The sequence below is a fragment of the Nocardiopsis sp. LDBS1602 genome (assembly GCF_035818715.1).
In the GTDB taxonomy this organism is placed as follows: Bacteria; Actinomycetota; Actinomycetes; order Streptosporangiales; family Streptosporangiaceae; genus Nocardiopsis; species Nocardiopsis alba.
The window spans coordinates 211,517-235,847 of sequence record NZ_JAYLVW010000001.1; the positions used below are offsets into that span (position 1 = coordinate 211,517).

General features: G+C 68.0%; 24 protein-coding genes and 1 CRISPR repeat array. Of the genes, 12 read left to right on the plus strand and 12 right to left on the minus strand.

The features are described from left to right. Positions 1-94: 94 nt before the first annotated feature. Both U9J66_RS00955 and U9J66_RS00960 read left to right on the plus strand, forming a co-directional pair. Entirely contained in the window at positions 95-1,804 is a 1,710-nt protein-coding gene (locus tag U9J66_RS00955; protein ID WP_326336675.1) for a M23 family metallopeptidase, read from the plus strand. A 150-nt stretch (positions 1,805-1,954) separates the two neighbouring features. Continuing rightward, positions 1,955-2,374, plus strand: a complete 420-nt coding sequence (locus tag U9J66_RS00960; protein WP_017535319.1) for a CBS domain-containing protein — start codon at positions 1,955-1,957, stop codon at positions 2,372-2,374. 187 nt (positions 2,375-2,561) lie between these two features. Here the strand turns inward: U9J66_RS00960 and U9J66_RS00965 are convergent, their stop codons facing one another. Beyond that, complete coding sequence (locus U9J66_RS00965) at positions 2,562-3,014, minus strand: GNAT family N-acetyltransferase (protein ID WP_326336676.1); 453 nt, start codon at positions 3,012-3,014, stop codon at positions 2,562-2,564. Positions 3,015-3,389: 375 nt separating this feature from the next. Here U9J66_RS00965 and U9J66_RS00970 point away from each other — a divergent pair, with 375 nt between their 5' ends. Beyond that, on the plus strand, positions 3,390-4,766 hold the full coding sequence (locus U9J66_RS00970; RefSeq protein ID WP_326336678.1) for a hypothetical protein: 1,377 nt from the start codon (positions 3,390-3,392) through the stop codon (positions 4,764-4,766). A 73-nt stretch (positions 4,767-4,839) separates the two neighbouring features. Here U9J66_RS00970 and U9J66_RS00975 read toward each other — a convergent pair whose 3' ends face one another. Beyond that, positions 4,840-5,265, minus strand: a complete 426-nt coding sequence (locus tag U9J66_RS00975) for a hypothetical protein (protein WP_326336680.1) — start codon at positions 5,263-5,265, stop codon at positions 4,840-4,842. A gap of 231 nt (positions 5,266-5,496) precedes the next feature. Further along, the gene (locus tag U9J66_RS00980; protein WP_326336681.1) at positions 5,497-5,976 is read right to left on the minus strand and encodes a hypothetical protein; all 480 of its coding nucleotides are present in this window, start codon (positions 5,974-5,976) and stop codon (positions 5,497-5,499) included. Positions 5,977-6,045: 69 nt separating this feature from the next. On the opposite strand from U9J66_RS00980, the gene U9J66_RS00985 reads away from it, so the two are divergent. From U9J66_RS00985 to U9J66_RS00995, 3 genes are all read left to right on the plus strand, one after another. Beyond that, on the plus strand, positions 6,046-6,684 hold the full coding sequence (locus U9J66_RS00985; protein WP_326336683.1) for a TetR/AcrR family transcriptional regulator: 639 nt from the start codon (positions 6,046-6,048) through the stop codon (positions 6,682-6,684). A gap of 323 nt (positions 6,685-7,007) precedes the next feature. Then, entirely contained in the window at positions 7,008-7,829 is an 822-nt protein-coding gene (locus U9J66_RS00990; protein ID WP_026125317.1) for an SAM-dependent methyltransferase, read from the plus strand. A gap of 217 nt (positions 7,830-8,046) precedes the next feature. Then, a complete protein-coding gene (locus U9J66_RS00995; protein WP_326336684.1) occupies positions 8,047-8,763 on the plus strand; it encodes a hypothetical protein in 717 nt (238 codons plus the stop codon). 118 nt (positions 8,764-8,881) lie between these two features. Beyond that, positions 8,882-9,216: direct repeats of the CRISPR family, unit length 29 nt; unit sequence CTGCTCCCCGCGCACGCGGGGATGGACCC. A 155-nt stretch (positions 9,217-9,371) separates the two neighbouring features. On the opposite strand, the gene U9J66_RS01000 is transcribed toward U9J66_RS00995, so the two are convergent. The 6 genes from U9J66_RS01000 to U9J66_RS01025 all read right to left on the minus strand — a co-directional run bounded on the left by U9J66_RS01000 (position 9,372) and on the right by U9J66_RS01025 (position 12,597). Then, entirely contained in the window at positions 9,372-10,346 is a 975-nt protein-coding gene (locus tag U9J66_RS01000; RefSeq protein ID WP_326336685.1) for an ASCH domain-containing protein, read from the minus strand. A 350-nt stretch (positions 10,347-10,696) separates the two neighbouring features. Next, on the minus strand, positions 10,697-10,873 hold the full coding sequence (locus U9J66_RS01005) for a DUF397 domain-containing protein (RefSeq protein ID WP_326336686.1): 177 nt from the start codon (positions 10,871-10,873) through the stop codon (positions 10,697-10,699). Between the two features lie 44 nt (positions 10,874-10,917). Beyond that, positions 10,918-11,094 carry a DUF397 domain-containing protein gene (locus U9J66_RS01010; RefSeq protein WP_326336687.1) on the minus strand — a complete coding sequence of 59 codons (177 nt, stop codon included), beginning with the start codon at positions 11,092-11,094 and terminating at the stop codon, positions 10,918-10,920. A gap of 98 nt (positions 11,095-11,192) precedes the next feature. After that, positions 11,193-11,366: a DUF397 domain-containing protein gene (locus U9J66_RS01015; RefSeq protein ID WP_326336688.1), complete on the minus strand. Its 174-nt coding sequence runs from the start codon at positions 11,364-11,366 to the stop codon at positions 11,193-11,195. A 290-nt stretch (positions 11,367-11,656) separates the two neighbouring features. Further along, a complete protein-coding gene (locus tag U9J66_RS01020; RefSeq protein WP_017536432.1) occupies positions 11,657-11,839 on the minus strand; it encodes a DUF397 domain-containing protein in 183 nt (60 codons plus the stop codon). Next, a complete protein-coding gene (locus U9J66_RS01025; RefSeq protein WP_326336689.1) occupies positions 11,836-12,597 on the minus strand; it encodes a Scr1 family TA system antitoxin-like transcriptional regulator in 762 nt (253 codons plus the stop codon). Before U9J66_RS01025 ends, U9J66_RS01020 begins: the two co-directional genes overlap by 4 nt. A gap of 396 nt (positions 12,598-12,993) precedes the next feature. Between U9J66_RS01025 and U9J66_RS01030 the strand changes: the two genes are divergently transcribed. The 6 genes from U9J66_RS01030 to U9J66_RS01055 all read left to right on the plus strand — a co-directional run bounded on the left by U9J66_RS01030 (position 12,994) and on the right by U9J66_RS01055 (position 16,298). Then, a complete protein-coding gene (locus U9J66_RS01030; RefSeq protein WP_326336690.1) occupies positions 12,994-13,302 on the plus strand; it encodes an ATP-binding protein in 309 nt (102 codons plus the stop codon). 365 nt (positions 13,303-13,667) lie between these two features. After that, entirely contained in the window at positions 13,668-13,925 is a 258-nt protein-coding gene (locus U9J66_RS01035) for a hypothetical protein (protein ID WP_326336691.1), read from the plus strand. Continuing rightward, positions 13,910-14,947 (plus strand): helix-turn-helix domain-containing protein, encoded by a 1,038-nt coding sequence (locus U9J66_RS01040; protein ID WP_326336692.1) that lies wholly within the window; start codon positions 13,910-13,912, stop codon positions 14,945-14,947. The genes U9J66_RS01035 and U9J66_RS01040 overlap by 16 nt, the downstream gene beginning before the upstream one ends. A 136-nt stretch (positions 14,948-15,083) precedes the next feature. Further along, positions 15,084-15,290, plus strand: coding sequence for a DUF397 domain-containing protein (locus U9J66_RS01045; protein ID WP_326336693.1), 207 nt, complete (start codon positions 15,084-15,086; stop codon positions 15,288-15,290). 181 nt (positions 15,291-15,471) lie between these two features. Beyond that, complete coding sequence (locus tag U9J66_RS01050) at positions 15,472-15,999, plus strand: helix-turn-helix domain-containing protein (RefSeq protein ID WP_326336694.1); 528 nt, start codon at positions 15,472-15,474, stop codon at positions 15,997-15,999. 131 nt (positions 16,000-16,130) lie between these two features. Beyond that, complete coding sequence (locus tag U9J66_RS01055; protein ID WP_014910824.1) at positions 16,131-16,298, plus strand: BldC family transcriptional regulator; 168 nt, start codon at positions 16,131-16,133, stop codon at positions 16,296-16,298. Between the two features lie 687 nt (positions 16,299-16,985). Here the strand turns inward: U9J66_RS01055 and U9J66_RS01060 are convergent. The 3 genes from U9J66_RS01060 to U9J66_RS01070 are packed head-to-tail and all read right to left on the minus strand — an operon-like array spanning position 16,986 to position 24,331. After that, on the minus strand, positions 16,986-18,581 hold the full coding sequence (locus U9J66_RS01060) for a hypothetical protein (RefSeq protein WP_326336695.1): 1,596 nt from the start codon (positions 18,579-18,581) through the stop codon (positions 16,986-16,988). 34 nt (positions 18,582-18,615) lie between these two features. Then, positions 18,616-22,092 carry a hypothetical protein gene (locus U9J66_RS01065; RefSeq protein WP_326336696.1) on the minus strand — a complete coding sequence of 1,159 codons (3,477 nt, stop codon included), beginning with the start codon at positions 22,090-22,092 and terminating at the stop codon, positions 18,616-18,618. A 13-nt stretch (positions 22,093-22,105) separates the two neighbouring features. Next, positions 22,106-24,331 (minus strand): hypothetical protein, encoded by a 2,226-nt coding sequence (locus U9J66_RS01070; protein WP_326336697.1) that lies wholly within the window; start codon positions 24,329-24,331, stop codon positions 22,106-22,108.

Below are 24,331 nucleotides of genomic sequence, written 5' to 3' on the forward strand. Positions count from 1 at the left end.
CCCGACCGAGGAGAGAACCATTTCTTCGTCGCCTTCCCGTTTCACGAAACGGCCCGCACGGCAAACGAACCCCCGTCGTCTCCTGACCGCCCTCGTGGCCTCCGCCGCGCTTCTCGTCGGTTCCCTGGGCGTCGCCCACGCGGAACCCGCCACCGACGACGCGACCGCCCTGGACTTTCCCGCGGATTTCAAGGCGCCCTTCGAATGCGGACTGCGGGTGACCTACTCCACCTACGAGGACCACGACCACAACGCCCTCGACATCATCCGCGCCGACGGTGGACAGGACCTCGGAACCCCGATCCTCGCCTCCGCCCCAGGAACCGCCCGCCTGACCGAGGGGCCCGGCGCCGGTCTGGTCGTGAACATCGACCATGAGGGAGGCTGGCAGACCCGCCACTACCACCTGGACACACGTACGGTCGAGGACGGGCAGCGGGTCGAACAGGGCCAGCAGGTCGGCACCATGGGCAACACCGGTGTCAGCTCCGGACCCCACCTGCACTACGAACAGCGCCTGAACGGCACCGCCCAGGAGATCGTCGTGGACGGCGAGGAGCTGGCGCCCTACCCGTTCGGCTACCACGAGAAGTACTTCACCAGCACCAACGGCTGCGACGGCGAACAGCCGCCGGTGGAGAAGGAGGAGACCTCGCTGGCCTACACCGGCCCCGAGATCGTCTCCAACGGAGAGCCGGCCGAGCTGTCCGGCACCCTGACCGACGAGGGGGACGAACCGGTCGCCGACCGGACGGTCTCCTTCACCCTGGGCACCGGCGACTCCGAACAGGCCTGCGAGGGCACGACCGGCTCCGACGGCGGGGCCACGTGCGTGATCGACACCGTCGACCAGCCCCTCACCGACGACGGAATGGTCCCCTTGCGGCTGGACTTCGCCGGAGACGACGAGTACGAGGCCTCCTCCCACGAGACCGAACTGCGCATCACCCTCGAAACGGAGCTGGAGTACACCGGCCCCGCCTCGATCGCCAACGACACCGCCGCCGAACTGTCGGGCACGCTGATCGACGAGACCGGCGCCCCGGTCCCCGACCAGACGGTGGCCTTCACCCTGGGTGCCGGCGACACCGAACAGGCCTGCGAGGGCACGACCACCGCCGACGGAGCGGTGACGTGCACGGTCGAGGCCGTCGACCAGCCCCTCACCGACGAGACCACCGTCCCCGTTTCCCTGACCTTCGACGGTGACGGCTTCTACCTGCCCTCGGAGGCCTCCGCCGAGGTCCTCCTGGAGTACGTGACCGGCAGCGCCTTCGGTCTGTCCGCCGACATCCCCGTCCTGGGCCTGCCGATCTCCATCGGACCGGCCCCCGAGAGCGGCGAGGTGCGGACCGCGCACGCCGAGGAGACCGAACCCTCCTGCCTGGAACGGCTGGGATCGGCGCTGGTCACCGCCGACGTGTTGTGCGCCCAGGTGGTGAGCGACACCGACCCGACCGCCGTCACCGCGAGCGCCAACGTCTCCGAGGCGCGGATCGGCCTGGCCGGTCTCTCGCTCATCGAACTGTCCGGGGTGGAGGTCGCCTCCACCAGCACCTGTGAGGAACAGGTCGGCTCCGTCGACATGACGCTGAAGGTCGCCGGAGTTCCGATCGAGATCGGGGACACCCCCGACCTGGAGATCGACGTCGACCTCGGGATCACCGGGGCCCGCCTCGTGGTCAACGAGCAGATCGTCGAGGAGGACGGCTCCCTCACCGTGAACGGGGCCCGACTGACCGCTCCGGGCGGCATCGACGTGGTCGTCGGTTCGGCCACCTCCGCCGCGCACAACTGCGCCTGACCCCGCGACGCGGCCCCTCGGGGGACCGGAGCCCACGGGCCCCGCCCCGAGGGGCCGCACCCCGAGGAGAAGACGGCCGGGGACGTTTCGGGGCGCGCGGGGTCGGTCAGGGGCTTCGATGAGGGCCGTAGCGATGAAGGGAGAACGGCCATGGTGGACAGCATCGTCGAAGTGATGACCCCCGTGGTGCACACCGTCACCCCGGACACGACCCTGCGCGAGGCCGCCGAGATCATGCGCGACCAGGACGTGGGCGATGTCGTGGTACTGGAGGACGATCACCTGAGAGGCATCCTCACCGACCGGGACATCGTGGTCCGATGCGTGGCCGAAGGGGGAGACCCGGAGACCGTGACGGTCGGCGAGGTGTGCAGCTCCGAACCGGTGACGGTGCCGCATCAGAGCAGTGTCGGAGACGCCGTGCACGCGATGCGGGTGGAGCACGTACGCCGCCTGCCGGTCGTCGACGGCGAGGAGGTGACCGGCATCGTGACCATAGGGGACCTGGCCCTGGCCGTCGACGAGGACTCCGCCCTCGCCGATGTCAGCGGGGCCGCGCCCAACCGGTGACGGGGGCACGCCCCACCGCCCTCGCGCGGTGGGGCGTCCTATGTCTCGATCCCGGGGCCGCCGCGGACGCGGCCTCTGTCGAGGTTCTGCCGCTGGGGTGCTTTCGTCGTGCGGAGAGACTTCGAGGGGCTCGGGGTGGTGACACCCCGAGCCCCTCGTGCGCGTCGACGCCGGGGCGCCGGCTCCTTCAATGGGAGGCGTCCGCCAGACGCTTGCTGAACCGGACGCCCGAGGCCGTGTAACCGCGCCCCGAGTAGAAGTCATGCGCCTCACTCCGGGGTTCCCCGGAGTTCAGCTGCGCCCGCGCGGCGCCCCGGCCCGTCGCCCACCGTTCGAACGCGGAGCACAGGGCCGCGCCGACCCCCCGCCCCCTCGCGTGTTCGGCGGTGACCAGGGCGATGAGCTGGGCCGCAGGGGTGTCGTCCTCGATCGGGAACAGCAGATGTCCGGCGGCGAAACCCACCAGCTCCCAGCGGGAGTCCTCGACCACCCAGGCCTCATAGGTGGGGTCCTGGCCCAGACGTTCCAGCCGCGCCCGTATCCGTTCGGTCGACGCGGGGTAGGACAGGGCGCTGAACAGGGGAACGAGCCGATCGGCGTCCGTGGGGCGGACGTTCCTGGGGAAGTAGCGGGGAGTCATACCCTTCGCCCTACCCGGGGTGATCGGAGCGATACCGAACGAACGCCCCGAACCTCTCACCTTCCCCCGAACCGCCCGGAGCACCTCTGTACGTTCCGGCGCGAGCCTTGGTATCGGATCGGCGGGTGTTGCTCGCCTATTTCGAACCAAGCGAACAATTCAGGCATTTCTTTCCGTGATTCCCTGTCCTTCTCAAGCCGAATATGAGGTATCCAGCGAAAAGGCCACGAACCCCTGTTCGACTCGCTAGCGTGGAACACGACAAGAAAAAACCCGGCCGGTGTTAGCGCACCGGGCCGGGTTGTGGCCGACGCCTGCGTCAACAGGCGGTTCGACCGTGCCACCTCCCTGAAAGCACCAGGAAGGCGACTCGTGATGGAGTCTACCCCTACCCTCCCCGTCGACGTGGCCGAAACCGCGCGATCTCTGGGCGCGCATGTGATCCGCAAGCGCCCGCTCGGCGCCCTGAAGGGCATCGGGTTCATCCCTCTGCTCTGGGTGCGCGACGCGCTCAAGGCCGGCCTCTTCAGCAGCACCCGCGCCTACACGGTCGCCTCGGTGATCGCCACGGCCGGTGACTGCGACGGCCGTTACTGCTTCCTCTACTTGAAGGCGGTGGTCGAGCGCTCCGGCGGGACCATGAGCCTGCCCACCGTCAAGCGCGCGATCGACGACCTGGTCGAGGCCGGGCTGGTTCGCAAACTCGACCGGCGTCAGGTGCGGGCCTTCTTCGCCGAGGACCTCGCCGACGGAAAGCGATGGGGCGACCGGCTCCCCTCGGTACTGGAGCTGCTGATCCCGGCCTCCGCCTACCCGGAGCAGACCCTGAAGGAGATCAACGAGGCGCGGGACAGGCTCGGTGAAGGGCCTCTGGACGAGACCACCCGCCCTTACCCATCGGTAGGAACGACGGCTCATCTTGCCGAGGACGACGGCTCGGAAAGCGCTACAGACGGTTGTCCTGATACACGCTCTTCGAACGAGGCCCCTGCTTCCGTCCGTGACAGCGTAGGTACAGGGGAGCGAAGCGCACCGAAACGATCGGACGGACCCCATCGCCTCATCTCCCGCATTCCGAACATTCGCCTGCGCGAACCGGCGGCCGATAGGCGACGGCTCGGGCGGGCGGTGGACGATCTGCTCCGCCAAGGCCTGGGCGTCGGCGACGTGACCGCCCTGTTCAACGGGATGGAGGGGCTGCGGCGCCCGTTCCCCGCGTTGATGCACCGGCTGCGCGGCCTGAAGGCGGCACGGGCCTTCCTGGACGGATCTCTGGGGCGGGGTGTGACCGGTGCGGGGTTCTTCTCGCCGCGATGGCCGACGCCGGACGACGATCCCTTCGGGCGGGCTCCGGAGTTCCACCTCGACTCTCAAGGGAAGGCCGACGGGACCTGCCCGGAGCACTCCGGCGTTCGTAACGTCCCGGGCGGGAACTGCGCTCTGTGCGGCGCCCGGTGCCGTTCGACGCCGGGTGAACTCCTGCACCCCGTTCCCGCACCCGCGGCCCGACCGGAGCCGCGGTCGCTTCCCCGGGAAAAGCCCGACCTCGCGGGGGAGTGGCTGGACCCGGAACTGGTGGAGCGGATGAGGGCCTCCCTCGCTGGGGGAGGGGCGCCCTCCACGGCCTCGGCGGCGCCGGGCGGGCCGAGGCCGTCGTCGGGCTCAGGCCTCTCGCTCAGGACGCGTTCCACCCTCGACGAACTGCGCGGATTCCTCATGGACTCGCGCGATCGAGGGGCGAAGACCCACTGAGTGGCGGGCCTTCACGAGGTCGATTCACCGAAGCCATGGCGAAGGCGCGCGGTGACGGGAGGGTGAGCGTTCGTCATTCACCTCCACCATCGTCCCCTCCACCCTCCCCGCTTCCTCCACGATCTCCGAAGAGCGAGAGGACGAACCCCACGCCCCCCGCGCCCAGCGCGTAGGGGATGAGAGGGTCGGTGGCTTCGAACATCGCGAGCAGGAGGGTGGCGGGGAACATGGCGATGAACAGAGCGACGCCGAACAGGCCCAGGCGGTCGCGGAACCTGCGCCTCTTCTCCTCCTCTTCCTCATCGTCGCCGGGTGCGTCGTCGATGTTCTCCCGCTTCGTCGACAGCCGGTCGGCGAGCACGATGGCCGTCGCGGTCGCCGCGATCAGGGCGAGGAGCCAGAGCAGGGCGGACAGGCTCCCGCTCAGCACCTCACCGAAGAGCGTGACCCCGAGGCCACCCAGGAGACCCAGGGCCACGAAGACGATGCAACCTCTCATCGAACCTCCGAAGTAGGGGCCCAAAAGTACGTCGAAGGTGGTGTGAGTAGCGCCGAATGGCCACAAGTGGTCGCGGAAAGATAACGGTGAACTTTTCGTGCTGCTCTCACCTGCGAATTCGACTGTGGAGCCTCGAAAGAGCAGTGAATCTATGTCGTAAAGATGCCGGTTCGGTTCACCCGACTTCGCGCCCGGCCCGCCTTCATCCGCTCCACCGAGAAGCCTTCGCCCTCATCGATCGTGCGTCTCCACGGTGTCCCTCGGGAGAGTGCGTTTCCGTGGTCGATCGCCCGCAGGGTCATCAGTGCGCGAAGCCTCCGAGGGTGACGAGGGGGCCGCGATGAGAAGGGCGGCGAATGCGAGAGGGGCCACCGCCTGGTAGCCGATCCATATCTCGCCGCCCATGTCCCCGCCTCGCCACGCGATCACCAGACCTACGATCGCCGCCACCGTCCAGCCGCCGTCGTAGGCGGCCATGAGGAGGGTGGAGGTACGCGTCGAACGGCGACGCACGTAGCCGATCTCGACCCCACCGCCGATCAGGAGCGCGACGCCGGACAGGGTCATCAGCCAGGGGGTCACGTCGAGTAGCTCGCCGAGGCGGGTGGCCCCGCCGAGGAACGCGACGCCGAGCGCGACCTTGAAGGCTCCGTCGGCCATGGCCCCTACAAGCATCGACCGGGCCGGAGGCGTGGTCCGGGTGTGCGTCATGGGTTCCTCCGGAGGTTCGGTCCACGCTTGTTTCGATAACGGGATTACTATAATAATGAGATTATGAGAATGACAAGGGCGGAGACCAAGGAACGCAACCGCCGAGCCCTGCTGGACGCGGCCTTCCGGCTCGTCTCCCGCGATGGTTACCGCGCCAGACTCGACGAGATCGCCGAGTCGGCCGGGCTGACCACCGGCGCCGTCTACTCGCTGTTCGGCAGTAAGAACGGCCTGGTGGTGGCCCTGGTCGCCGACCGCCTGGAGGTGGACTACGAGGAGGTGGAACGGGCGATCCCAGCCGAGGCGGACCTGCTCGAAGCGGTCGACGCCTTCGCCCGACACCATCGGCGCGGCTGTGACGCCCCCGACGCGCGCGTGGCCTTGTCGTTGCAGCTCGTCCTGCTCGACATGGCTCTCCGCGACCCCGAGTTGGGATCGCGGCTCGCCTCCTCGGTCCAGGAACAGGAGGCCCGGCTCGCGGCGATGTTCACCGGCAGATCACATGAGGGGATCGTCGTGACGTCGGAGCGGGCACGGCGGCTGGCCACCGCGCTCAGAGCGCTGGTGACGGGGCTCGGCCAAGGCGTGATGCTCGGCCTGGCCGAGGGCGCCGATGAGCGGTACTTCGCCGACGCGGCCCGAGCCCTGGCCTCCAGCACGTCCCTCATCGAACACGGGGCGACCGCTCCCGACGAGGAGGGAACGTAGCCGGGTGGGCGTTCGACCAGGTCGAACGCCCGGATGGTCGAGGTGCGCCCCCGTGCTCGCGGGGGCCGGTCGGGTCGGGAGCCGAACGCCGCCCGTCACCTCGACCATCAGCGCACCCCGAGGGAGCGCCCATCAGGTGCTGCTGGGAGACGATGAGTCACACGAGACCACAAGAAACCCATACCTCACATCCGCCCAACGAAGGCGTTTTCCCCTATGGTTGGGGCGACCGGCTTATGGCCGAGAGCGATCGCCGCCCCGAGGCGATCGCCGGATGCTCGGCCGCGTGGCGCGACCCCCTGCGTGTAGAGGTAGATGCTCTGATGTCCGACGACTCCTCCCCGTCCACCTACAACGATCCCGACCGTCCCGCCCCGATCGATACCACCCGGACCCACTCGGCCCGGATCTGGAACTACTGGATGGGCGGCAAGGACCACTACCCGATCGACCGCATCGCGGGCGACCAGGTGTCCGAGTCCTTTCCGGAGATCGTCGACCTGGCCCGGACCAGTCGGGAGTTCCTGATCCGCGTGGTCACCCACCTGACCGAGGAGGCGGGCATCCGCCAGTTCCTCGACATCGGGACCGGGATGCCCACCGCCAACAACACCCACGAGGTCGCCCAGGGGATCGCCCCCGAGTGCCGCGTCGTCTACGTGGACAACGACCCCCTCGTGCTCGCGCACGCGCGCGCCCTCCTCGTGGGGACCCCCGAGGGCGTCACCGACTACATCGACGCCGACCTGCGCGACCCCGACGCGATCCTGGAGAAGGCCGCCGAGACACTGGACTTCGATCGGCCCATCGCGCTGATGCTCATGGGCGTGCTCGGCCACATCCCGGACGAGGACCTCCAGCCGATCGTCCAGAAGCTGCTGGGCGCCCTGCCCTCCGGTAGCTATCTGGCCAGCTACGACGGCACCAACACCAGCGAGGCCTACAACGAGGCCATCGAGGCGGGCAATAAGCACGGGGACGTTCCCTACATCCTGCGCAGCCCGGAGGCGGTCGCGGCCCGCTTCGAGGGGCTGGAGCTGCTGGAGCCGGGCGTGGTGCCCTGCCCGAAGTGGCGTCCCCTGGCCGGTGAGCTGAGCGCCCGTCGTGGCCTGGACCAGTACGGCGGCGTGGCCCGCAAGCCCTGAGCGGGGACCGGGGGTCCCGCTCCACGCACCGGTCACCGACGAACACGATGAGGGGTAACGGCCTACAGGAAGCAGGCCGTTACCCCTCTTCCTTGCGCGCCCAGGGCGTCCATGAACGATGGGCGTGGGCCGTGTCCTGATCCGGCCATGGCTCCAGGCCCTCGGTGGCGGCCAGGCGGGTAGAGGTCGATCACCATCATGTCGTGGAGGCCCCGCCATGCTGTCGATGTCTTTGATCGCCGGAGGACTGGCGCTGTTATGCGTCTACCTCCTCTGGGATGTGGTCGACTCCTACGGCGAAGAACGTCATCGGGGCCGTAACGACAGGCTCGTGACCTTCGCGCTGTGGGCGGCCTGCGGCAACGTGGGCATGACCCTGGCCCTGTTCGAGCGTGCGCTGTCCCGGGAGCACGGGACCATGTTCTTCCCACTGGTCCTGGCCGCGTCCGCGTTCGTGTGCGCCGCGTGCCTCCTGACCGTCGTCTTCGTCGGCGATGTCCCCCGTCATCGCGGGCGCGTTCTCCATTTCCCAATGGTCGCCATGAGCGCCGCGTACCTGGGCGTCATCATGGCCCTGTTCATGATCCTGTCCGTTCCCGATGTCCGGGACGCGGTCGCCACGGTCGTGACCACCGTGGGGAACGTCCTGGCGCGGATTCTGGAGTTTCTGGGGATCGTGATCCTCTCGGTCGTGACGTTCGTCGTGGTGATCGGGTTCATGATCGTCGTGGGGGAGGAGGACCGGAACACCCCTCGGCGCCCCGAGTGGATGAGCAAGAGCGCATGGCGGAGACAACAGCGGATGCTGCGGCGGTACCGAGGCGGTCGCGGTGAGACCGGCTCCGGCTATGACGGCGGTTCCGGTGGAGGCTCTGGATACGACGGTTATGGCGGTGTCGGTGGCGATGGAGGTGACGGAGGAGGCGGTGATTGAGGCGGAGTGGTGGGGAAGTGGTATTGAGGTGGGCGATTGAGGGGTGTCTGGTTTGTCTGTTTTTCAACAACGTGCAGAAATGGCGGGTCTGCTGGGATAGCGTTGCAGGTCAGGAAGACTGCTCCCCGCGCACGCGGGGATGGACCCAGTGCTTCCGCCTGACCCCCGACGCCCTCGCCCTGCTCCCCGCGCACGCGGGGATGGACCCATCAATTCGACTGACCAGGTAGCCGAGGCACTCTGCTCCCCGCGCACGCGGGGATGGACCCGCGCGGCCCCTCGGGGCGCCCTGCACCGGGCCCTGCTCCCCGCGCACGCGGGGATGGACCCCATGTCCACCTCGCCATCCACGGTGGTGTACACTGCTCCCCGCGCACGCGGGGATGGACCCACGGTGTCGTAGTACACGGCGCCCTCCAGTGCCTGCTCCCCGCGCACGTGGGGACGGGCCGCATCTTCAGAGGCGACGGTGTCTGTTGTGACTGTCGCCCTCGTCGGTTCCGAGACCGGACGGCTTGTCTCGCACACACTGTGCGGCCTCGGTCTGATGTGACGATGCCCTGCCCCTGGGGGCTCTCCCAGGGGCAGGGGTGTTTCGTCGGCTGCGGCTAGGTCTCGACGAGCTCGATCCCGATCGCCATCACGCCCAGGGCTTCGCGTTCAGGTGGGTAGATCTCCCGCACGTTTCGTAGCTGGTCTTCGCGGGAGGCGGTCGGGTTGACCGATGAGACGGGTTCGTGGTCGAACATCTCGTCGAAGTCCCGGTAGCGCGCGATTCGGGTGATCCGCGTGAGCACTTCCTCGTCGCGGCACTTGAAACGGAGAAGGTCGCCTTCCTTCAACCGCTGACGTGATGAGTCATTGACCCTGATCTCGGTCGTCTTCTCGCCCGAGGCGATCAGGTCGAAGTACCGCTTGTAGATGCCCATCTCGTGTGCGCGGGGGCGCTGATCGAGGTCGGCGGGTCGGTCATTCATGAGTCGGCCTAGTTCTTTGACGGTGAAGCTTCGAAAGAAGTGCTTCGGATCGGTGAGTAGTTCGCCGACGAGCCACAACAGCGCGTCGACATAATGGTCGGTGCCCCCTTCCCACCGGGTGGTGTCGAGCATCCAGGGCTCGACGTCGGCCGGCAACGCGTCCGCGCTCCGGTCGCGCAGCAGCGACTTGGACAGCTTCGCGCCGGTCGGTGCGAGCACCTGGGGCGTGAAGATACGGAGCGGCATCCGTGCCCCGGGGGTGTCCAGGACACCGAGAGCACCGTCGACGAGCTGTGAGCCGAAGGCCCAGTCGCCTCCCTTGAGCATCACGTGAAGGGTCTCGGTGTCGCGCACGAGCAAGCGCTCTTTGACGAGGTTCCGGTACAGGGTGGCCAAGTCGAGGTAGGCGTCGTTCTCGGGGTCGACGTCGATCTCGACGAACTCCCCATGCATCACACGCAAAGGTTGCGCCTGCGACATGTGTTCGTCAGTGGGAGCGGGCCCTACTTGGGTTGAGCTGGTCGGGCAGTCGCCGTATGAGCTGTCCTTGGAATGACGTGGCCGTCCTGGCCGTGGCCGCGGCGCTCCGGACACGGGCTTGGCCATCTGAGCCCCACGCATGTGGGGATGGACTGTTCAACCCGAACGCGCTTGTGTGCGGGGACATCTGAGGGGTGTCGGTTTTGTCTGTTTTTCGACAACGTGCAGAAATGGCGGGTCTGCTGGGGTAGCGTCGCAGGTCAGGAAGACTGCTCCCCGCGCACGTGGGGATGGACCCGAGATCGCAGCCGCCCGGTGCCTGGAAGGGTGCTGCTCCCCGCGCACGTGGGGATGGACCGGACGCCAACGACAACGCGCTTCCCCTGTGTTCCTGCGCTTCACGGATGCGGGGAGGGGGGTTTGGGCGTGGGGAGGCCCCGGGGGCTTTTGCTTCCGGGGCCTTGTGGTTGTGGGGGTTACCGGGTGAGGGTGGTGAGGAAGGCCGACCATTCGCGAGCGGGCAGGTTCAGTTCCGCCAGGGCGCGGTTCTGGGTGTCGCGGAGGTGGGTGGTGGCGCCTTCGGCCACCTCGACGCAGTTTGCTCCGGACGTGCTGTAGGTGGACTTGTGCCAGGGGCGCTGTTCGTTGGGCATGCGCTGTACTTCCCTTCAGGGGTGGGGGAGTTCCGGTTCAGGGGTCAGCGGGTGCGGAGCGCGTGGAGCAGGGCGCTCCATTCCGCGTTCGGAAGGCTGAGCTCGGCGAGCCCGCGGTTCTGGGTGTCGCGGACGGCGGCGCCCTGGGCGATGGTGCGGGCCTCGACGCAGTTTCCGCCGGTGTTGCTGTAGGTGGACTTCTTCCAGTGCTCGTTCATCATGTCGCGCTGCCTCGATCTCTCAGATGGGGGCGGAGAGTTCTCGTCTGCGAAAGTCCTTCGAGGAAGGTTCCGCTGTTCCGCGGTGGGCCTGCCGGGAGTCAGTTCGTGCGGAGGGTGCTGAGCAGAGCGGTCCACTCCGAGGCGGGAACGCTGAGCTCGGCGAGGCCGCGGTGTCGGGTATCGCGGATGTGGGTGGTGGGGCCTTCGGAGACCTCGACGCAGTTCGAACTGCTGCTGTAGGACGACTTGTGCCACGTGATTTCGCTGGTCATGCGCTGTCCGTTCTCTTCGGAGGTCGGAGGCTGACTACTGCGGAGCGGGCTTCTGGGGGCGAGAGAGATCGTGTACTCGGGGGATGGGGGTGTTCTCAGAACATGACTTCGGCTGAGATGATGCGGAGGTGCGCAACTTCTTCTTCCCCGTTGAGCTGGGGAGTAGTCCTTGTGTTTTCTAGACCAGATATATCTCCCCTTGCGCCGATACGTAGGGGAGTTACTCTGGGGTCGTGCGGAACACAACCGGCCCCCGCCACCTTGACTGGCGGGGGCCGGTTTGTGGTCTGCTACTTAACAGAAGCGACCGCGCCGAGAAGTGCGGACCATTCGCCCGCGCCGAAGGACAGATGGCCGAGTTCCCGGTTCTGAGTGTCACGCACGTCCGCGCCGCCAGGGCACTCTCGCGCTTCCACGCAGTTGCTGCCATTTGCGCTGTACGTGCTCTTGTGCCAGTCGGTTGGGGTCTTCATACGAGGGACCTCAAAGCTTCTATTGAGAGGGGTTCCGGAAGTGCAGCGGCGAGCGCTGCGGTGATCTGTCCGGCAAGCCTGTCACCGGATTGCAGGTCGTAGACCAGGTTACCGTCTGCGTGATCGCTTACGATGGCAGACTCCCCAGACCGGAGTCGGTAGTCCATCAACGGTGCAGCCGGGACCAAGACCAATGTTCCCTCGGGGATCACCTGCACCTTAACCCTCCCGGTCTCGTGCCAGGACAGTAGCGCGGCCGCCTGCGCGGAGCGGACCTTGGGGGACATGTAGGAGACAGCCCCCAGTGGAAAAACTGCTGTCACTTGGAGCTCGGCTAGCTCTTTGAGTCGCCCACACCTGAGTGCGACAAGCCGGGCGATCTCCTCCGCATCGGTGTCTGGCTGCCCTGCAGTGAACACAGCGTGAGCATATTCCGGGCACTGGAGCATGCCCGGTACAAGAGCCGGGGTTGCGATGGTGACCCGGCGGGCTGCGCGCTCGATCCCTTCGATGTCGCGAGCCCACTCAGGTAGCCCATTGCCAGTGGTGACGGCTAGCCACACCGACATGAGGTCGCCGTTCGCGCCGAGAGCCTTGTCTAGACTTTCCACATTGCCCCGTTTTGGTGTTGATTTCCCCTTTTCCCACCTATTCACGGACGAGTGTCCAGTGTTGGAACGTTTGGCTAGCTGCTGTTGCGTCAGACCTGCAAGTTCCCGGAGCCTGACGAGATTTTCAGCAAACAGATTGGGGGTCATGGATTAATTATTGCCCATGGCTTCTCATGATCACACTTTAGATTCCACGGATTGCTCAGACGCTGTGGAATCACTGGATGACGCTCCAAGCTGGACTCACGTCAGCACAGAGGGCTACGTACGTCGGGTGAAAGCGCCCGACAGCAAGAACCCCGGGGGGCCGAAGTAGAGAGCGGCCGCCCGGGGTTGTGACCCACCCCGACAGCTCCGAGGTGAACCGCCATGAAGTGTATCGCTGCTAAGCGGCGGGACAACAGGCTTTTGTCCGCTCCGTACCAAATGCTCCGTTATTCAGACCCCGACAGGCTGGGCTTGCGTGTGCGGCACACGGTGGCCGCTCGTGCTGCTGCGCAGAACTGGGTGCGTCGGCATGCGGCTCGGGGGATCGCTAACCCGATGGCGGCGGCTGAGATCGCGAACCGGGCTTCGTTGATCGCGTGGGAGTTGATGGACAACGCCCATCGGCACTCGTATTCGGGTGCTCCGGATCAGACGCTCACTTTGATGTTGGAGCGGTCGCGGTATCTGTTGTCGATCACGGTCACCGACGCCGGCCCCACCCCGGGATGCAAGCGGCTCTCTTTCCCGGAGCAGAAGAGCCACGGTGGTGGCTTGGGGCGGGTGGCTTCACTCTCCTTCTATTGGGACTGGGACGGATGCGCCGGCCTGCCGGTGACGGTCAAGGCCCGGATCGAACTTCCCTGACCAGCCCCAAGGAGCAGAACACCGTGAGCATGATCCCGACACAGGTCCGACGCACCCTCCCAACCACCACCACGTCCACCTCACCGGTACAGCGGGGCAGGCACGCCCTGCCGCCCCGGAGGGGGACCCTCGCTCGCCCCAAAGCCACCGACACCACCACCACCGCCGCCGCCGCCACTACTAGCCCGGTTATCCCGAAGGTTCGGAGGGGCTGGTTCGGTCTTCGGCGCCGGTTCGCGCACTGGGCCGGGTTCCTTCCGACTTCCAGCGAACCTGAGCGTCCCGCCCCGCCGAAGCCTCCGGTCCCTCTTCCCCGGCGTACCCCGCGTCCCCCGTCCAGTCCTCCGGCCCCTACTTCGCGTTCGGTGGAGCAGAACGCGGCCGCGGAGTTGAGCGCGTTGCGGTTGTTGGGCCGCTTGAGCGTGCAGCAGCGGCTTGCTCGGGTGGATCACCGGTTGCGGTTGGCTCGGCTGTTGGTCGACGGGATCTTGGACGAACGTTCCCGCGTGGAACGGCAACTACGCGAGGCCGAACAGGCCGAGCAGGACGCCGGTACCCAAGAGCTCGGGGTCGCGGTCAAGCGCTATCTCGCCATGGGAGGTCGGACATGGACGACCTCCTGACTCCCAGCCAGGCTGCTTCGCAGTGGGGGGTGTCGTATGCGACCGCCGCCCGCTGGGCCCGGGAAGGCACCATCCCCGCCCTTCATGTGGGGCGTCGTTACTACTACCTCCAGGGCACCGTCGACCAGGTCAGGCGCGCCCGGAGTGCGGGTGTCGCCCCTTATCCGAACCACTATGCGAATGCGGGGGTAGCGATGACGATGACCTGGGGTGCGGCCCGTAGCGGCACTTTGTTGGATCGTGAGGAATGGGCGTTGACCAACGCGGCTCGCACCTTCGACTACCTGGACTACGGCAAGGATTCCTGGAGCGAGGATCGCCATGTCGCCGTGCGCATGGCCGAGGCCTCACCCGGTCTGGCGGGGCAGATGCTGGTGCACCGCAAGGCACGCGAAGGTGTGGTCGACGCGGTCTGCCGCTCCTTCTCTCAAGTGATCGATCTGGGGTGTGGGTTGCCGGCGATGCGCCGCGCCCCGCATGAACGCGGCCGGGTGCTGTGGGGATCTCAGGCTCGGACGGTCTATGTCGACCACGACCTCGCCGCCCTGGCCGCCGCCCGCGCCTGGTGGGAGCACCCGGCTCAGGTTCGGGGGTACAACGTGCGGGTCTTGGATCTGGATCTGAGGTTCCCGGAAACCCTGGTCAACGCTCTGGGTGAGCATCTGGATCTGTCGGTTCCGGTGGGGGTGATCTCCACCCTGACCCTCGACCATCTGGAAAACGAAGAGGTCACGGGCCTGGTGGAGGCACTCGCTGCGGGCCTGGCACCTGGCAGCGGGTGGGGGATCACCCATCTGTCCGGGATGGTCGGTGCCGCCGAGGTCTACACCGGCCAGGCCCGAGAGCAGGGGGCGGATACCCGGTTGGTGGCGCGTGCCCCTGAGGGGTTGCGGAAGGTGTTCGAGGCCGCGGGTTGGGGGCGTTGGCGGGGGTTGTCGCCGCGTGAGTCGGGTGGGGGAGAGCCGCCGATCGCCGCTCTGACCACGCTCGCCCGGCCTGACCGTTGCGTCGAGCCCGGCTGATCGGGTCGTGGAAAGGCTCGGTGCCCTCACCCGAGAGGTGAGGGCACCGTAGAGCCCGCGTGGGCTCGTTCCCGGGGGCGGTGGCTGCCGCCTTCCGGGGTTTCAACCGCAAGAACAAGCAGGTAGAGGATATTTCATGAAGATCGTGGAGACCCAGGGTCGTAGGTCCTTGACCGCTGGTGTTTGGCACAAGGCCGAGGCCTCGCAGGGCGCCTCCAACTGCGCGGCCGCCAAGCTGCTTGATGGCGGGAACGTGTTGATGGGTGACACCCAGAACCCCGACCAGGTCCGACTGACTCTGCCGGGTAGTGCTTGGGACGTGCTGGTGCGCACCCTGGCCTAGCCGATCCCCCCAAGACGACGGGGTACTTGCGGCCTGGCAGCAGCAACGCGTGGCCCGTCCGGTGTCCCAGGAGGCGCGCCCTCACCGGCGCCCTCCTGGGGCCCACCCCGCCCGGAAGCACAGAGAAGCTCTCGCGCCTCTCGTCCACCGGGTCCCAAGCAGACCAAACGATGACCGGCCCGTGTCGGCGAAGACCAAGGAGGCCCAGGTGGATCAGGACGCGGACTCCCTGTGCACCGAGTCCAAGAAGGAGCTCGGTGTCCACCTGAAGCGGTTGCGCAAAGTGGCCGGATTGAGTGGCTATCGGCTCTCGGGGGTGGATCAGTCGACGGTCTCGCGGATCGAGACCGGACGCATCCGCCCCTCCCACGAGCTCCTGACCAGGCTCTTGGACGCCTATGAGGCCGACCAGGAAGGTCGGGAGCAGGCCTACCTGCTGTGGGACCAGGCCCAACTGCCGCTTCAGACCCGACGGCGGCAGGTCGAGGGCACCCGTGCCGCGTGGGACCAGGCCGCCCGCCCGGCCTGCGGACCCACCCTGCTGGCCGGAGCGAGCGCCGCCGAGGACGCCGCCCGCTACCTCACCCGCGCCCAATGGGCCGGCAACAGCCCCGCCCGCAGAAACGCCCTGCTGGACGACGCCGAAGGACGCCTGGTCCAGGTCTTAGCCGCGCTGCATGCCGCCCGGAAACGGACACCGGCGCGATGAACCTTCCCCTGTTACGACTTCCGCGCCCCTGACGTGGGCCCGGCGCACACGACCCAACCCCCTGAACTTCCTTGACCTCCGATAACGACCCCCTTTGAGAGAAGAACATGACGCAGCCGGATGTCGACCCCATGGACCTACTGACGCCCCAGGAGGTCGCCCAGGCCTTCCGGGTGGACCCCAAGACCGTCCGTCTGTGGGCCCAGGAAGGCAGACTGCGGTGGGTCCGCACCCTGGGCGGCCATCGCCGGTACTTCAAGTCCGACGTCCAACGCCTGCTCACCGAACCCGGACGATGATCCGCCGGCGGACCGCGACAGCGGCGTGAAAGCCGGCGCGGCGGTGCGGTCGACCTCGGACATCGCGGACCACCTCTTCGCGGGGTCCGTCAGGTCCCGCATCGCCGCGCTCACCAAGCCCCGCCACCTTCGGGTGGCGAGGCCTCGCCCGGACCTGGATCCGGGAGGGGTCGTGGGGGAGCGGGCCGGGGGTGTCACCACCACCTCCGGCCCCTCCACACCACACATCACCGCACGTCGATGCGGAGAAGAGCGCTCCGCACTCGACGGGTCGGAGCAGCCACAGATCGTGAGGGCCGGCTGGATGTCGGAGCCGCGGGACTGGAGACCCGACGGCTCTGATCGGGACCCTCCGCAGGGGGCCGCACCCGAAGCGCACCGCACTTCGGGTGCGGCCCCCGACCAACGATCACCCCTGGGCCGTCCCCGGAGAAACGCGCTGTCATGGACACAGGTGGATCTCCCGCTCCACGGTGTCGTGGCAGTGGTTCGAGCGCGTCATTCGTAACGCCCTATGTACAGCAGGACGTTACCTCTCTTCATCTCCTGGGGCGAGGCGGAAGGGTACGCGGCCCCCGGGGGACGCGCACCCCGCCAAGGTTCCTGACCTAGGACTTCTCGATCCTCAAGCCGCTGTACACGTCGGCATAGTGGTTCGGCGTCCAGTGGACCTGGAGGTGCCAGGGGTCAGTCGTCCGCCATGACGCCTTCCACGATCGGGGCGCCTTCCGGGGCGGAGCCGAAGTCGGTCTCCGTGATCTCGGTGAAATCCTCGGCGGACACCGACCCCGTACCGAGGAAGGAGGGGGCGGGAGCATCAGGCCCGATAGAGACCCAGCGGAAGTAGATATACACGGAGCCCTGCCATACCGCTCGGGTCAGGCCGAACTCCTGCCCCTTCTTGATGCCTATGACGACCGAGGACCTATCAGGTGTGTTGCCCGCAGGATCGACGAGTGCCCCGACCGTCAGCTCGTTGGAGAGGTTGTAGATATTGGCGCGAGCCACGGTGCCATGGGCGTCGGCCCTGATGGTGGCGTACACGTACCCGTCGGTATTGGCCCGGTACTTGTACATAGCCCCTTCTCCTATGCCGGAGAACGGGTGCCGAGCGCTCAGGTTGTGCCTGCTACCCATCAAGCTTGTGCCTTCGCTCATGGAGCTGAGGGAGAAGCTCTTCTTGACGGTGGCGCCGCCTTGGGCCTCCAACTCCCCGGTCACACGGATACCGTCCTTGAGGAGGACATCGCCCGGGCGGACGATGAGGTTGCCCACTTGGAAGCGCCCGGGGCCTGTACCGTGGGCGTCGTTCGAGGGGTCGACGGTGAGGTAGCCCCCGACATCGAGTGGACCGTTGACCTCGATTCCCTCAGGCCCGGTTCGGATCAGTCCCTCGAGTTGGGCGATGGTGTTGTGGACCTCGATACGGCTTCCGTTGCCGGCGATGTCGTTTGTTTTGAGCTTTTTACCGTTGGCGATGACCACGTCACCTTTGGCGTCCAACGTGTCGTTGACGGTGAGTTTGTTGACGACGAGATCGGGGTTGAGGACGGTGACCAGGACCGATCGCATGATCTGGACGTCGCCGACCTGGCCGATGAGGTAGAACGTCGTGGTGGTTTTGAGGTCCTTGATCTCCTTGAGTTCTTGTCCGGTGACGTCCTCCGGTGGGTTTCCTCCGTACAGGAGGGTGGTGGTGACCCCTTCCGAGCGCTTCCAGGTGAGCACCACCTTTCCGCCGTTGTCGATCTCGTAGGTGTCGGCGGAGAAGCCGTCGAGGTAGAAGTCCTGGGGGAATTTGCCGGTGAAGATACTGAGGCTTCCCCGGCTCGTACCCTCGTAGCCTTCGGTGATGCGCAGTTCGACCGCGCCGACCTCGTGGTTGACCGGGATCTCGGAGATCTGGAAGGTCAGGCCCTGGTTAGGGGAGATCTCGGTGTAGGGGTCGGTGGTGGTGAATTCGATGACCTCACCGTTGCGGGAGGCGGTCCACCCCTTGAGGCTGATGGTGGACTCCGCCCGTTCCAGGCTCAAGGCCAGTTGGGCGGCCCCTTCTCCTGTGGGGATTTCCACCGACAGCTTCCTCAGTCGCACCGATTCGCGGCCGTTGTTGGAGGCCACGAACATCAACTGGGCCCGCGCGGGATCGATCTCAGGGTCGTCCCCCTCCTCGGCGCCCTTGGGCGAGACCCGGATGGGGTGGGGGTCCGTGTAGAGCCTGTACTCCAGGAGGGCCGGTTCCTCACCGTTGGGCCCGGCCTGTGTGGTGTTGATGATCGTCATGAGAGATGGATCCTTTTCCGCTGTGATGAGAGGGTCATTCGTTCGAGCTCTGTGCCGCGACGGCGTCGTCCAAGACCAGGAACCCGGACCTGAGGTGCGGCTTGGCGGCGGGGGGACGTGTGGGGTCGGCCGCCTCGATCGGGTGCGCCTCCCAGCCCTCGCCGACCGGTTCGGTCCATGACCAGGCGCCGGTGACGGTCGAGGGGCGCGGCATCGATACCGCGGCCACGGGTTCGCCGTCCACCTCGCGTTCCACCGTGGCGGCCAGCAGCGGTCCGGTACGGAAGGACACCGACATGTGCTCCAACACCGGGTCCACGAACCGCCGGGGGATCTCCAACCGACCGGTCGGCAGCACGTCGGTGACCGCGTGCACGGGGGCGCGGGGGTCGATGAGCAGCATCACCTCGGCCGCGTCGTCGGTGTCCAGCCGCAGCCGCAACCGTTCGCCGTTGGCGATGGGGCGCAGGTAGTCGGTGTCGGGTCCTTCCGGGTCGACGACCGTCTCCAGGTGCTCGTAGTCCCGGTTGAGCACGTACCCCACCAGGCCGTCGTCGGTCTGGGCGGCCTCCCCCAGGCGCACGGTCCACAGGTAGCCGGTGGTGGCGGGCACGGGGGGATCGATGGCCTCACGCCAGCTCACGTCGGCGCGGGCCGGCCCCTCCAACCGCATGTCGAGCCGGGCGCGGACCAGGGCGAGGGGGCGGCCGAGGAAGAACCCGGCCCCGCCGGGGTCGATACCGCCCGGGTCGATCCCGGCGACCGCCTCGTCCACGGTGGCCAGCAGCGCCGCCAGGGTGTCCGGACCCTTGCTCCGTACCGGTTCGAGTACCTCGTACAGGTAGGGGTGGTCCTCGCGCAGGTCGTCCATGGTGTGCAGTTCCGAGCCGGGCAGTCGCCGCCAGGCCACCACCCGCTCTCCGCTATCGGGGTCCATGACCGTGCGCAGTTCGCCCAGGGCGTCCCCGGCCGGTCCGTAGCAGGCCAGGGAGGCGTCCAGCCGGTTGTGCAACAGCCATCCGCACACCGGGTTGCGGGAGGGGTCGAAGGTGACGGGATCCTCCTCACCGGGGATGAGCGGCTCGAAGGACAGGCGGGCGGGCTGGAGCAGCCGGGGGCCCAACTCCACGTACCGGTCCGCCCCGAATTCGCCCACCGGATGGTCGGGCACCATCGATTCGGGCACGGCGTCCAGCGCGAAGTGGGCGGGGTCGTCGCCGGGGACCAGGCGTACGGACCGGCCGAACCGGTCCACGATGGTCAGGCTGGAGAAGAGGATCTGGCCGGCGCGCAGGTCCACGAACTCCGACTCGGGCCAGGGGTCGAATCGGCCGGGGATCTTCCCCGGGTCGGGGGCCAGGCGTTGGCCGTCGCCGATCAGTTCGGCGATCTCTCCGGTGGGGGAGACGTGCCCTCCGGCCAGCCGTTGGGCCAGCCGGGTGGAGAAGCCGTCCAGGCGTTGGGAGAGCAGGTCGAGCTCCTCGGCCTCCCGGCGCAGGGAGCCGATCGTCGCCGGTTCGAGGTCGTCGCGGTACCGGGCGTAGGCGGCGAGCCGGCCGCTGAGGTCGGCGCCCGCGCTGGGCATCAGGTACTGCTTGCCGGTGATCTCCCGGTAGCCGCTCTCGCGCTCACCGCCCTTCCAGCGGTAGCGGACCCCGTCGAAGGCCCAGTGGTCCTCTCCGTTCTCCTGGAAGGGAGTGTGGTAGTAGCGGACGCTCCAGTGCAGGGCCAACGGTTGCCAGGCCTGCTTCCAGTCCTCGGTGCCGTATTCGGGCAGGACGCCCTCGTGCCCGTCCAGGCGCAGTCCGCGGGCGCGGGCGCGTTCGAGGACGAAGAACTCGGCGGCGAGCGCTTCCAGGGCGGCGGGCAGACCGGTCAGTTCCAGCCGATCGATCTCCTGGCGCATTCCGGGGGCGTCGACGTTGCTGCCGCCGTCGGTGACCTTGGTGATCGCCTGATCGGGGGTGCGGCAGGGCAGGAAGCCGTCACGGGAGAGCGGGGCGTGCAGCCCGGCCCCCTGAAGCAGGACGACCGGGTCGGCGGAGTGGTCGAACCCGGTGTCCGGCACGCGCATCAGGACCCGTGTGCCGGTGATCCCGTTCCTCTCGGCGTAGGCGCGCGCCTCGACCTCCAGTTCCTCGGCCTCGTGGCCCCAGGGCAGGTCCTCGCCGCGCATGCGGGCCAGTTCGGCGGCCAGTCGACGGACGGTGCCGGCGGCCCCGTCCGGGTTCTCCGGGTCCAGCTCGTCGGCGATGTAACGGGTGAATTCGCCGGGCTTGTCCTGACCGGTGGACATGTGGTCCATGAACCACAGGTGGTAGAGGCGATCACGTGCGGCGGCCAGGTCGCGTTCGAGCCGGTCGTGCTCGGCCTGGAGCCGGTTGAGTTCGCCCACGATGGAGTGTTCGGCGCGCAGCCGCTGCTCTCGAACGGCCGCCGGTTCGGGCGGCAGGGCGGTGGGGTCGCCGCGGTCGGCCACCTGCCAGGTGTAGCCGCCGGGACCGTGCCCGAAGCCGGTGCGGTGGGCGGCCCGATCCAGCAGGGTCCGCCCCTCGGGCCGGTCCATCTCGTCGAGGGTGTTCAGGAGGAAGGCGCGGAACAGGTCGGCGTCCTCCTCGCTCATCACACCGGAGGCCTGGAGTTGGAGGGCCCCTTGGGCCTCGGCGGTGCTGTTGCCGACCGCCACGGCCACGTCGCCCCGGTCGGGCATGTCGTCGTCGATCCGCCCGGTGGGCTTCCAGCCGATCCCCAGGACCGTGCCGGTGTACAGGGAACGGCGCGGCTCTCCGCTCCCCGGGGTCACCCGCCACTCCAGCTCCTCCAGCAGGGCAGTGTGGTCGACGTCGCCCGAGAGGATGTCGCTGTCCGGGTCGGAGTACCAGCCGGCGACGAAGTAGCCCAGCCGTTCCTCGCCGTCCACGTCCTCCAGCGGGTCGTGGATGGAGAAGACGTTCTCGTTGAAGGGCTGGTAGACGGAGAAGGTGAGCAGGCCGGGGCCGACCGCGGTGAGGAAGGGCGCGCCGCCGTCCTCGGGTTCGTTCCAGGGCGACCCCTTGACCAGCTCCACCTTGCGACCGATCTTGGTCGCCTTGGGGCGGGGGCTGTGCGGGTCGACGAAGGAGACGGTGCCCTCCCACTCGTCCACGAAGTCGCTGTGCACCATCCAGGCCCGCACGTCACGGGAGCCGGAGCGGTAACGGGCGATCAGCCACCGGTTGGGCACCAGCGGGAAGTCGCCGATCTCGCCGTCGGGTGTCTGCCGGCCTCGGGAGAGTGCCTCGGGAAGCTGCCACTGGAGGTAGACACCGGGCACGTCCTGCTTCTGCCACCACTCGGTGTCGTTGGCGAACGGGGCGGGGTCGGCGCTGTGCTCGCCCTCGAGCACGGAGTAGTAGTTGGCGGCGGCCCGGTAGACGACACTGGTGTCGCGCACGGTCTCGTTGACGGCCAGCGCCGCCACCTCGACGGGTACGACCAGCGTGTCGGAGGCCGGGAAGTTCATTCCACTCATGTGGGAGGTCTCTCTAGGTGCGGGGGCGGACGAAGCGCTGGCTCTCGGGCGTATCGACCATCTGGAGGGCGAACCGCGCCGGTGTGAGGTCGTCGACCCCGACGGCCTCGGCCAAGGCGGGAACGAGCGGATCGGGCCCCTCGGTCACCGCGATCACGTCGGCGCCGAGCTCGGTGCCGGTGGCACGCAGGAACCGGTCGAAGGCGTGGGTCTCCCTGGGGAAGGGATCGTCGAGCTCGGCACCCACCTCGCCCCGCTCCGGGTCGAGATTGCGCGCTGTGAGCTGCCCGAGGCTGTCGAGACCGAAGTGCAGCCCTTGGGGCGGCTCGGTGATGGCGAAGGCGTCCACCACCTCCGGGTAGAGGAACAGGAGGAGGTCCTCGCCCACGCGGGCCCGGCGCACCTCCGTGACCTCTTCCCCCTCGCGGTGGGCGGTGTAGAGGGTGTCGGGCCAGTTCGGCACCACCTCGGAGCGGACCAGCACCGCCGACGCGGCCGAGACCGTTCCCTCCGCGGCCAGCTCGTTGAGCGCCGAGTCCAGGACGTGGCCCACACCGACGCTGAGCGCTCCGTCCACGGCGGCGCGGATCCAGCCGGGATCGACGTAGGCGAAGCGGATGCTCTCCGGGGGCAGCGCGCCCTCGTCGTCCCGTTCGTCGAAGGTCGGCACCAGGTGGTCGAAGGGCACCTGTTCCAACAGGCGCAGCCGATCCAGCCAGGCGGTGACCGGTTCCAGCTCCTCGGACAGTACGGAGGCCAGGGCCGCGCGCGTTCGTTCGCCGGCGACCATGGTCTTCAGATCGGCGGTGCGCACGCGGACCGGCCCCGTGGAACGGGTGCGTACGCGTCGTCGCCCCGAGAGCAGGGCCGGCCCGGCTCCGGTGAGCGCGGCGGTCATCTCCCGGCCGCCGTCGGCGGTCAGCAGACGGTCGAAGGAACGCCGTGCCCCGCCCGTACGCAGCAGGGAGGCGGTGTCGGACACCGACAGGTTCCCGGTGTCCGGGAGGGCGGCCAACCGGCGGGTGGCCGATCGGGCCGCGGACCGGTAGGCGAGCAGATGGCGACGGAACTCGGCGTCGGCCAACGCCAGGGTCCGGCCCAGGGTGAAGGCGGCCGCGTAGGTGGCGTCGAAGATCCCGTACTCGGCCAGGTAGATCAACGCGGAGTTCCCCGAGTCGAACCGGGGCGGTAGATCGTCGGGCAGCGGCCGGGCCGGAGCGGCGGTCAGCGGCCCTCGGTAGAAGGCGTAGCCGGCCTCACCCGATTCCATCCGTTGGGCGAGCGGGGTGTACCCGTTCGCCAGGTACTCGCGGGCGGTGCGCTCGGCCTCGGTCGAAGGCGACCCTTCCGGAACCCGTGAGCGCAGGAGCAGATCGGGCTGTTCGGTTTCGGGGAGCCCCTCGGTGGCCAGGTTCTGGACCACGTCGCCGAAACCCTTGGTCCTGTCGCTCTTGGCGGTGAAGGACCACGACCACAGGGAGATCAGACGGACGTCCCCTTCGGGCGCGCCACCGTCCAGAAGGTGTTCCCAACCCTCCAAGGAGACCAGGTGCACGGCGTGGGTGCCGTTGGTGGCGGGGAAGCGGTTGGCGACCATCACCGAGGTGAGCTCGTCCTCTCGGGGCGGGTCGTCCTCGTAACCGCTGGGGACGTGGGTGGCGTCGGGCGGGCCGCCCTCACGGACGTGCGCCAGCAGCGCCGCCTCCTCGGCGCGGGGCAGCATCGCGGCGAACAGGTCCCCGGGGACCCGGATGGTGTCGCAGACCAGGTCCCATTCGTCGTCGAAGATCGTGCCGGGGGCGATCCCGGGCGGGGTCCCGTCCAGCTCTCCATCGAGGAGCGTACGGACGGTGCACGGTTCCACCAGGCCCAGGGCCTCGGGGTCCTCGGGGAGTTCGTCCTCGCGGAAGACCAACAGCGCGGTCCACGGGGTCGCGCGTTCCCGGCCCGGCAGCCTTCGGGACCAGGCCAGGGCGGGCAGTTCGGTGGTGATGTGCGCCAGCAGATGTTTGTAGTCGCCGACGGTGTCGGGGACCGGATAACAGGCGCGTACGTCGTCCTCGCCGAGGACGAACCGTTCGGTGCGCACGTCGAAGGGCTGTACGGCGGGAGGCAGATCCCGCGCGGTGTCGATCTCCTCGATGTCCTGGGTGACGGTGATCCGGTACTTGCCGCCGGACAGCGAGGGGATGCGGTGGTCGAAGAACCGGGTACGGGTCGGGACGGTGTTCTCTGTCAT

What these genes read in the sequence shown, in the direction of transcription:
- U9J66_RS01000 (WP_326336685.1), bottom strand. Translation starts at nt 10,346, where the DNA reads ATGGCCAAGCCCGTGTCCGGAGCGCCGCGGCCACGGCCAGGACGGCCA.
- U9J66_RS01040 (WP_326336692.1), top strand. Translation starts at nt 13,910, where the DNA reads ATGGACGACCTCCTGACTCCCAGCCAGGCTGCTTCGCAGTGGGGGGTG.
- U9J66_RS01015 (WP_326336688.1), bottom strand. Translation starts at nt 11,366, where the DNA reads ATGACCAGCGAAATCACGTGGCACAAGTCGTCCTACAGCAGCAGTTCG.
- U9J66_RS00970 (WP_326336678.1), top strand. Translation starts at nt 3,390, where the DNA reads ATGGAGTCTACCCCTACCCTCCCCGTCGACGTGGCCGAAACCGCGCGA.
- U9J66_RS00975 (WP_326336680.1), bottom strand. Translation starts at nt 5,265, where the DNA reads ATGAGAGGTTGCATCGTCTTCGTGGCCCTGGGTCTCCTGGGTGGCCTC.
- U9J66_RS01025 (WP_326336689.1), bottom strand. Translation starts at nt 12,597, where the DNA reads ATGACCCCCAATCTGTTTGCTGAAAATCTCGTCAGGCTCCGGGAACTT.
- U9J66_RS01020 (WP_017536432.1), bottom strand. Translation starts at nt 11,839, where the DNA reads ATGAAGACCCCAACCGACTGGCACAAGAGCACGTACAGCGCAAATGGC.
- U9J66_RS00990 (WP_026125317.1), top strand. Translation starts at nt 7,008, where the DNA reads ATGTCCGACGACTCCTCCCCGTCCACCTACAACGATCCCGACCGTCCC.
- U9J66_RS01070 (WP_326336697.1), bottom strand. Translation starts at nt 24,331, where the DNA reads ATGACAGAGAACACCGTCCCGACCCGTACCCGGTTCTTCGACCACCGC.
- U9J66_RS01065 (WP_326336696.1), bottom strand. Translation starts at nt 22,092, where the DNA reads ATGAGTGGAATGAACTTCCCGGCCTCCGACACGCTGGTCGTACCCGTC.
- U9J66_RS01005 (WP_326336686.1), bottom strand. Translation starts at nt 10,873, where the DNA reads ATGCCCAACGAACAGCGCCCCTGGCACAAGTCCACCTACAGCACGTCC.
- U9J66_RS00985 (WP_326336683.1), top strand. Translation starts at nt 6,046, where the DNA reads ATGACAAGGGCGGAGACCAAGGAACGCAACCGCCGAGCCCTGCTGGAC.
- U9J66_RS00960 (WP_017535319.1), top strand. Translation starts at nt 1,955, where the DNA reads ATGGTGGACAGCATCGTCGAAGTGATGACCCCCGTGGTGCACACCGTC.
- U9J66_RS01010 (WP_326336687.1), bottom strand. Translation starts at nt 11,094, where the DNA reads ATGATGAACGAGCACTGGAAGAAGTCCACCTACAGCAACACCGGCGGA.
- U9J66_RS01045 (WP_326336693.1), top strand. Translation starts at nt 15,084, where the DNA reads ATGAAGATCGTGGAGACCCAGGGTCGTAGGTCCTTGACCGCTGGTGTT.
- U9J66_RS01030 (WP_326336690.1), top strand. Translation starts at nt 12,994, where the DNA reads ATGGCGGCGGCTGAGATCGCGAACCGGGCTTCGTTGATCGCGTGGGAG.
- U9J66_RS00965 (WP_326336676.1), bottom strand. Translation starts at nt 3,014, where the DNA reads ATGACTCCCCGCTACTTCCCCAGGAACGTCCGCCCCACGGACGCCGAT.
- U9J66_RS01060 (WP_326336695.1), bottom strand. Translation starts at nt 18,581, where the DNA reads ATGACGATCATCAACACCACACAGGCCGGGCCCAACGGTGAGGAACCG.
- U9J66_RS00980 (WP_326336681.1), bottom strand. Translation starts at nt 5,976, where the DNA reads ATGACGCACACCCGGACCACGCCTCCGGCCCGGTCGATGCTTGTAGGG.
- U9J66_RS00995 (WP_326336684.1), top strand. Translation starts at nt 8,047, where the DNA reads ATGCTGTCGATGTCTTTGATCGCCGGAGGACTGGCGCTGTTATGCGTC.
- U9J66_RS01055 (WP_014910824.1), top strand. Translation starts at nt 16,131, where the DNA reads ATGGACCTACTGACGCCCCAGGAGGTCGCCCAGGCCTTCCGGGTGGAC.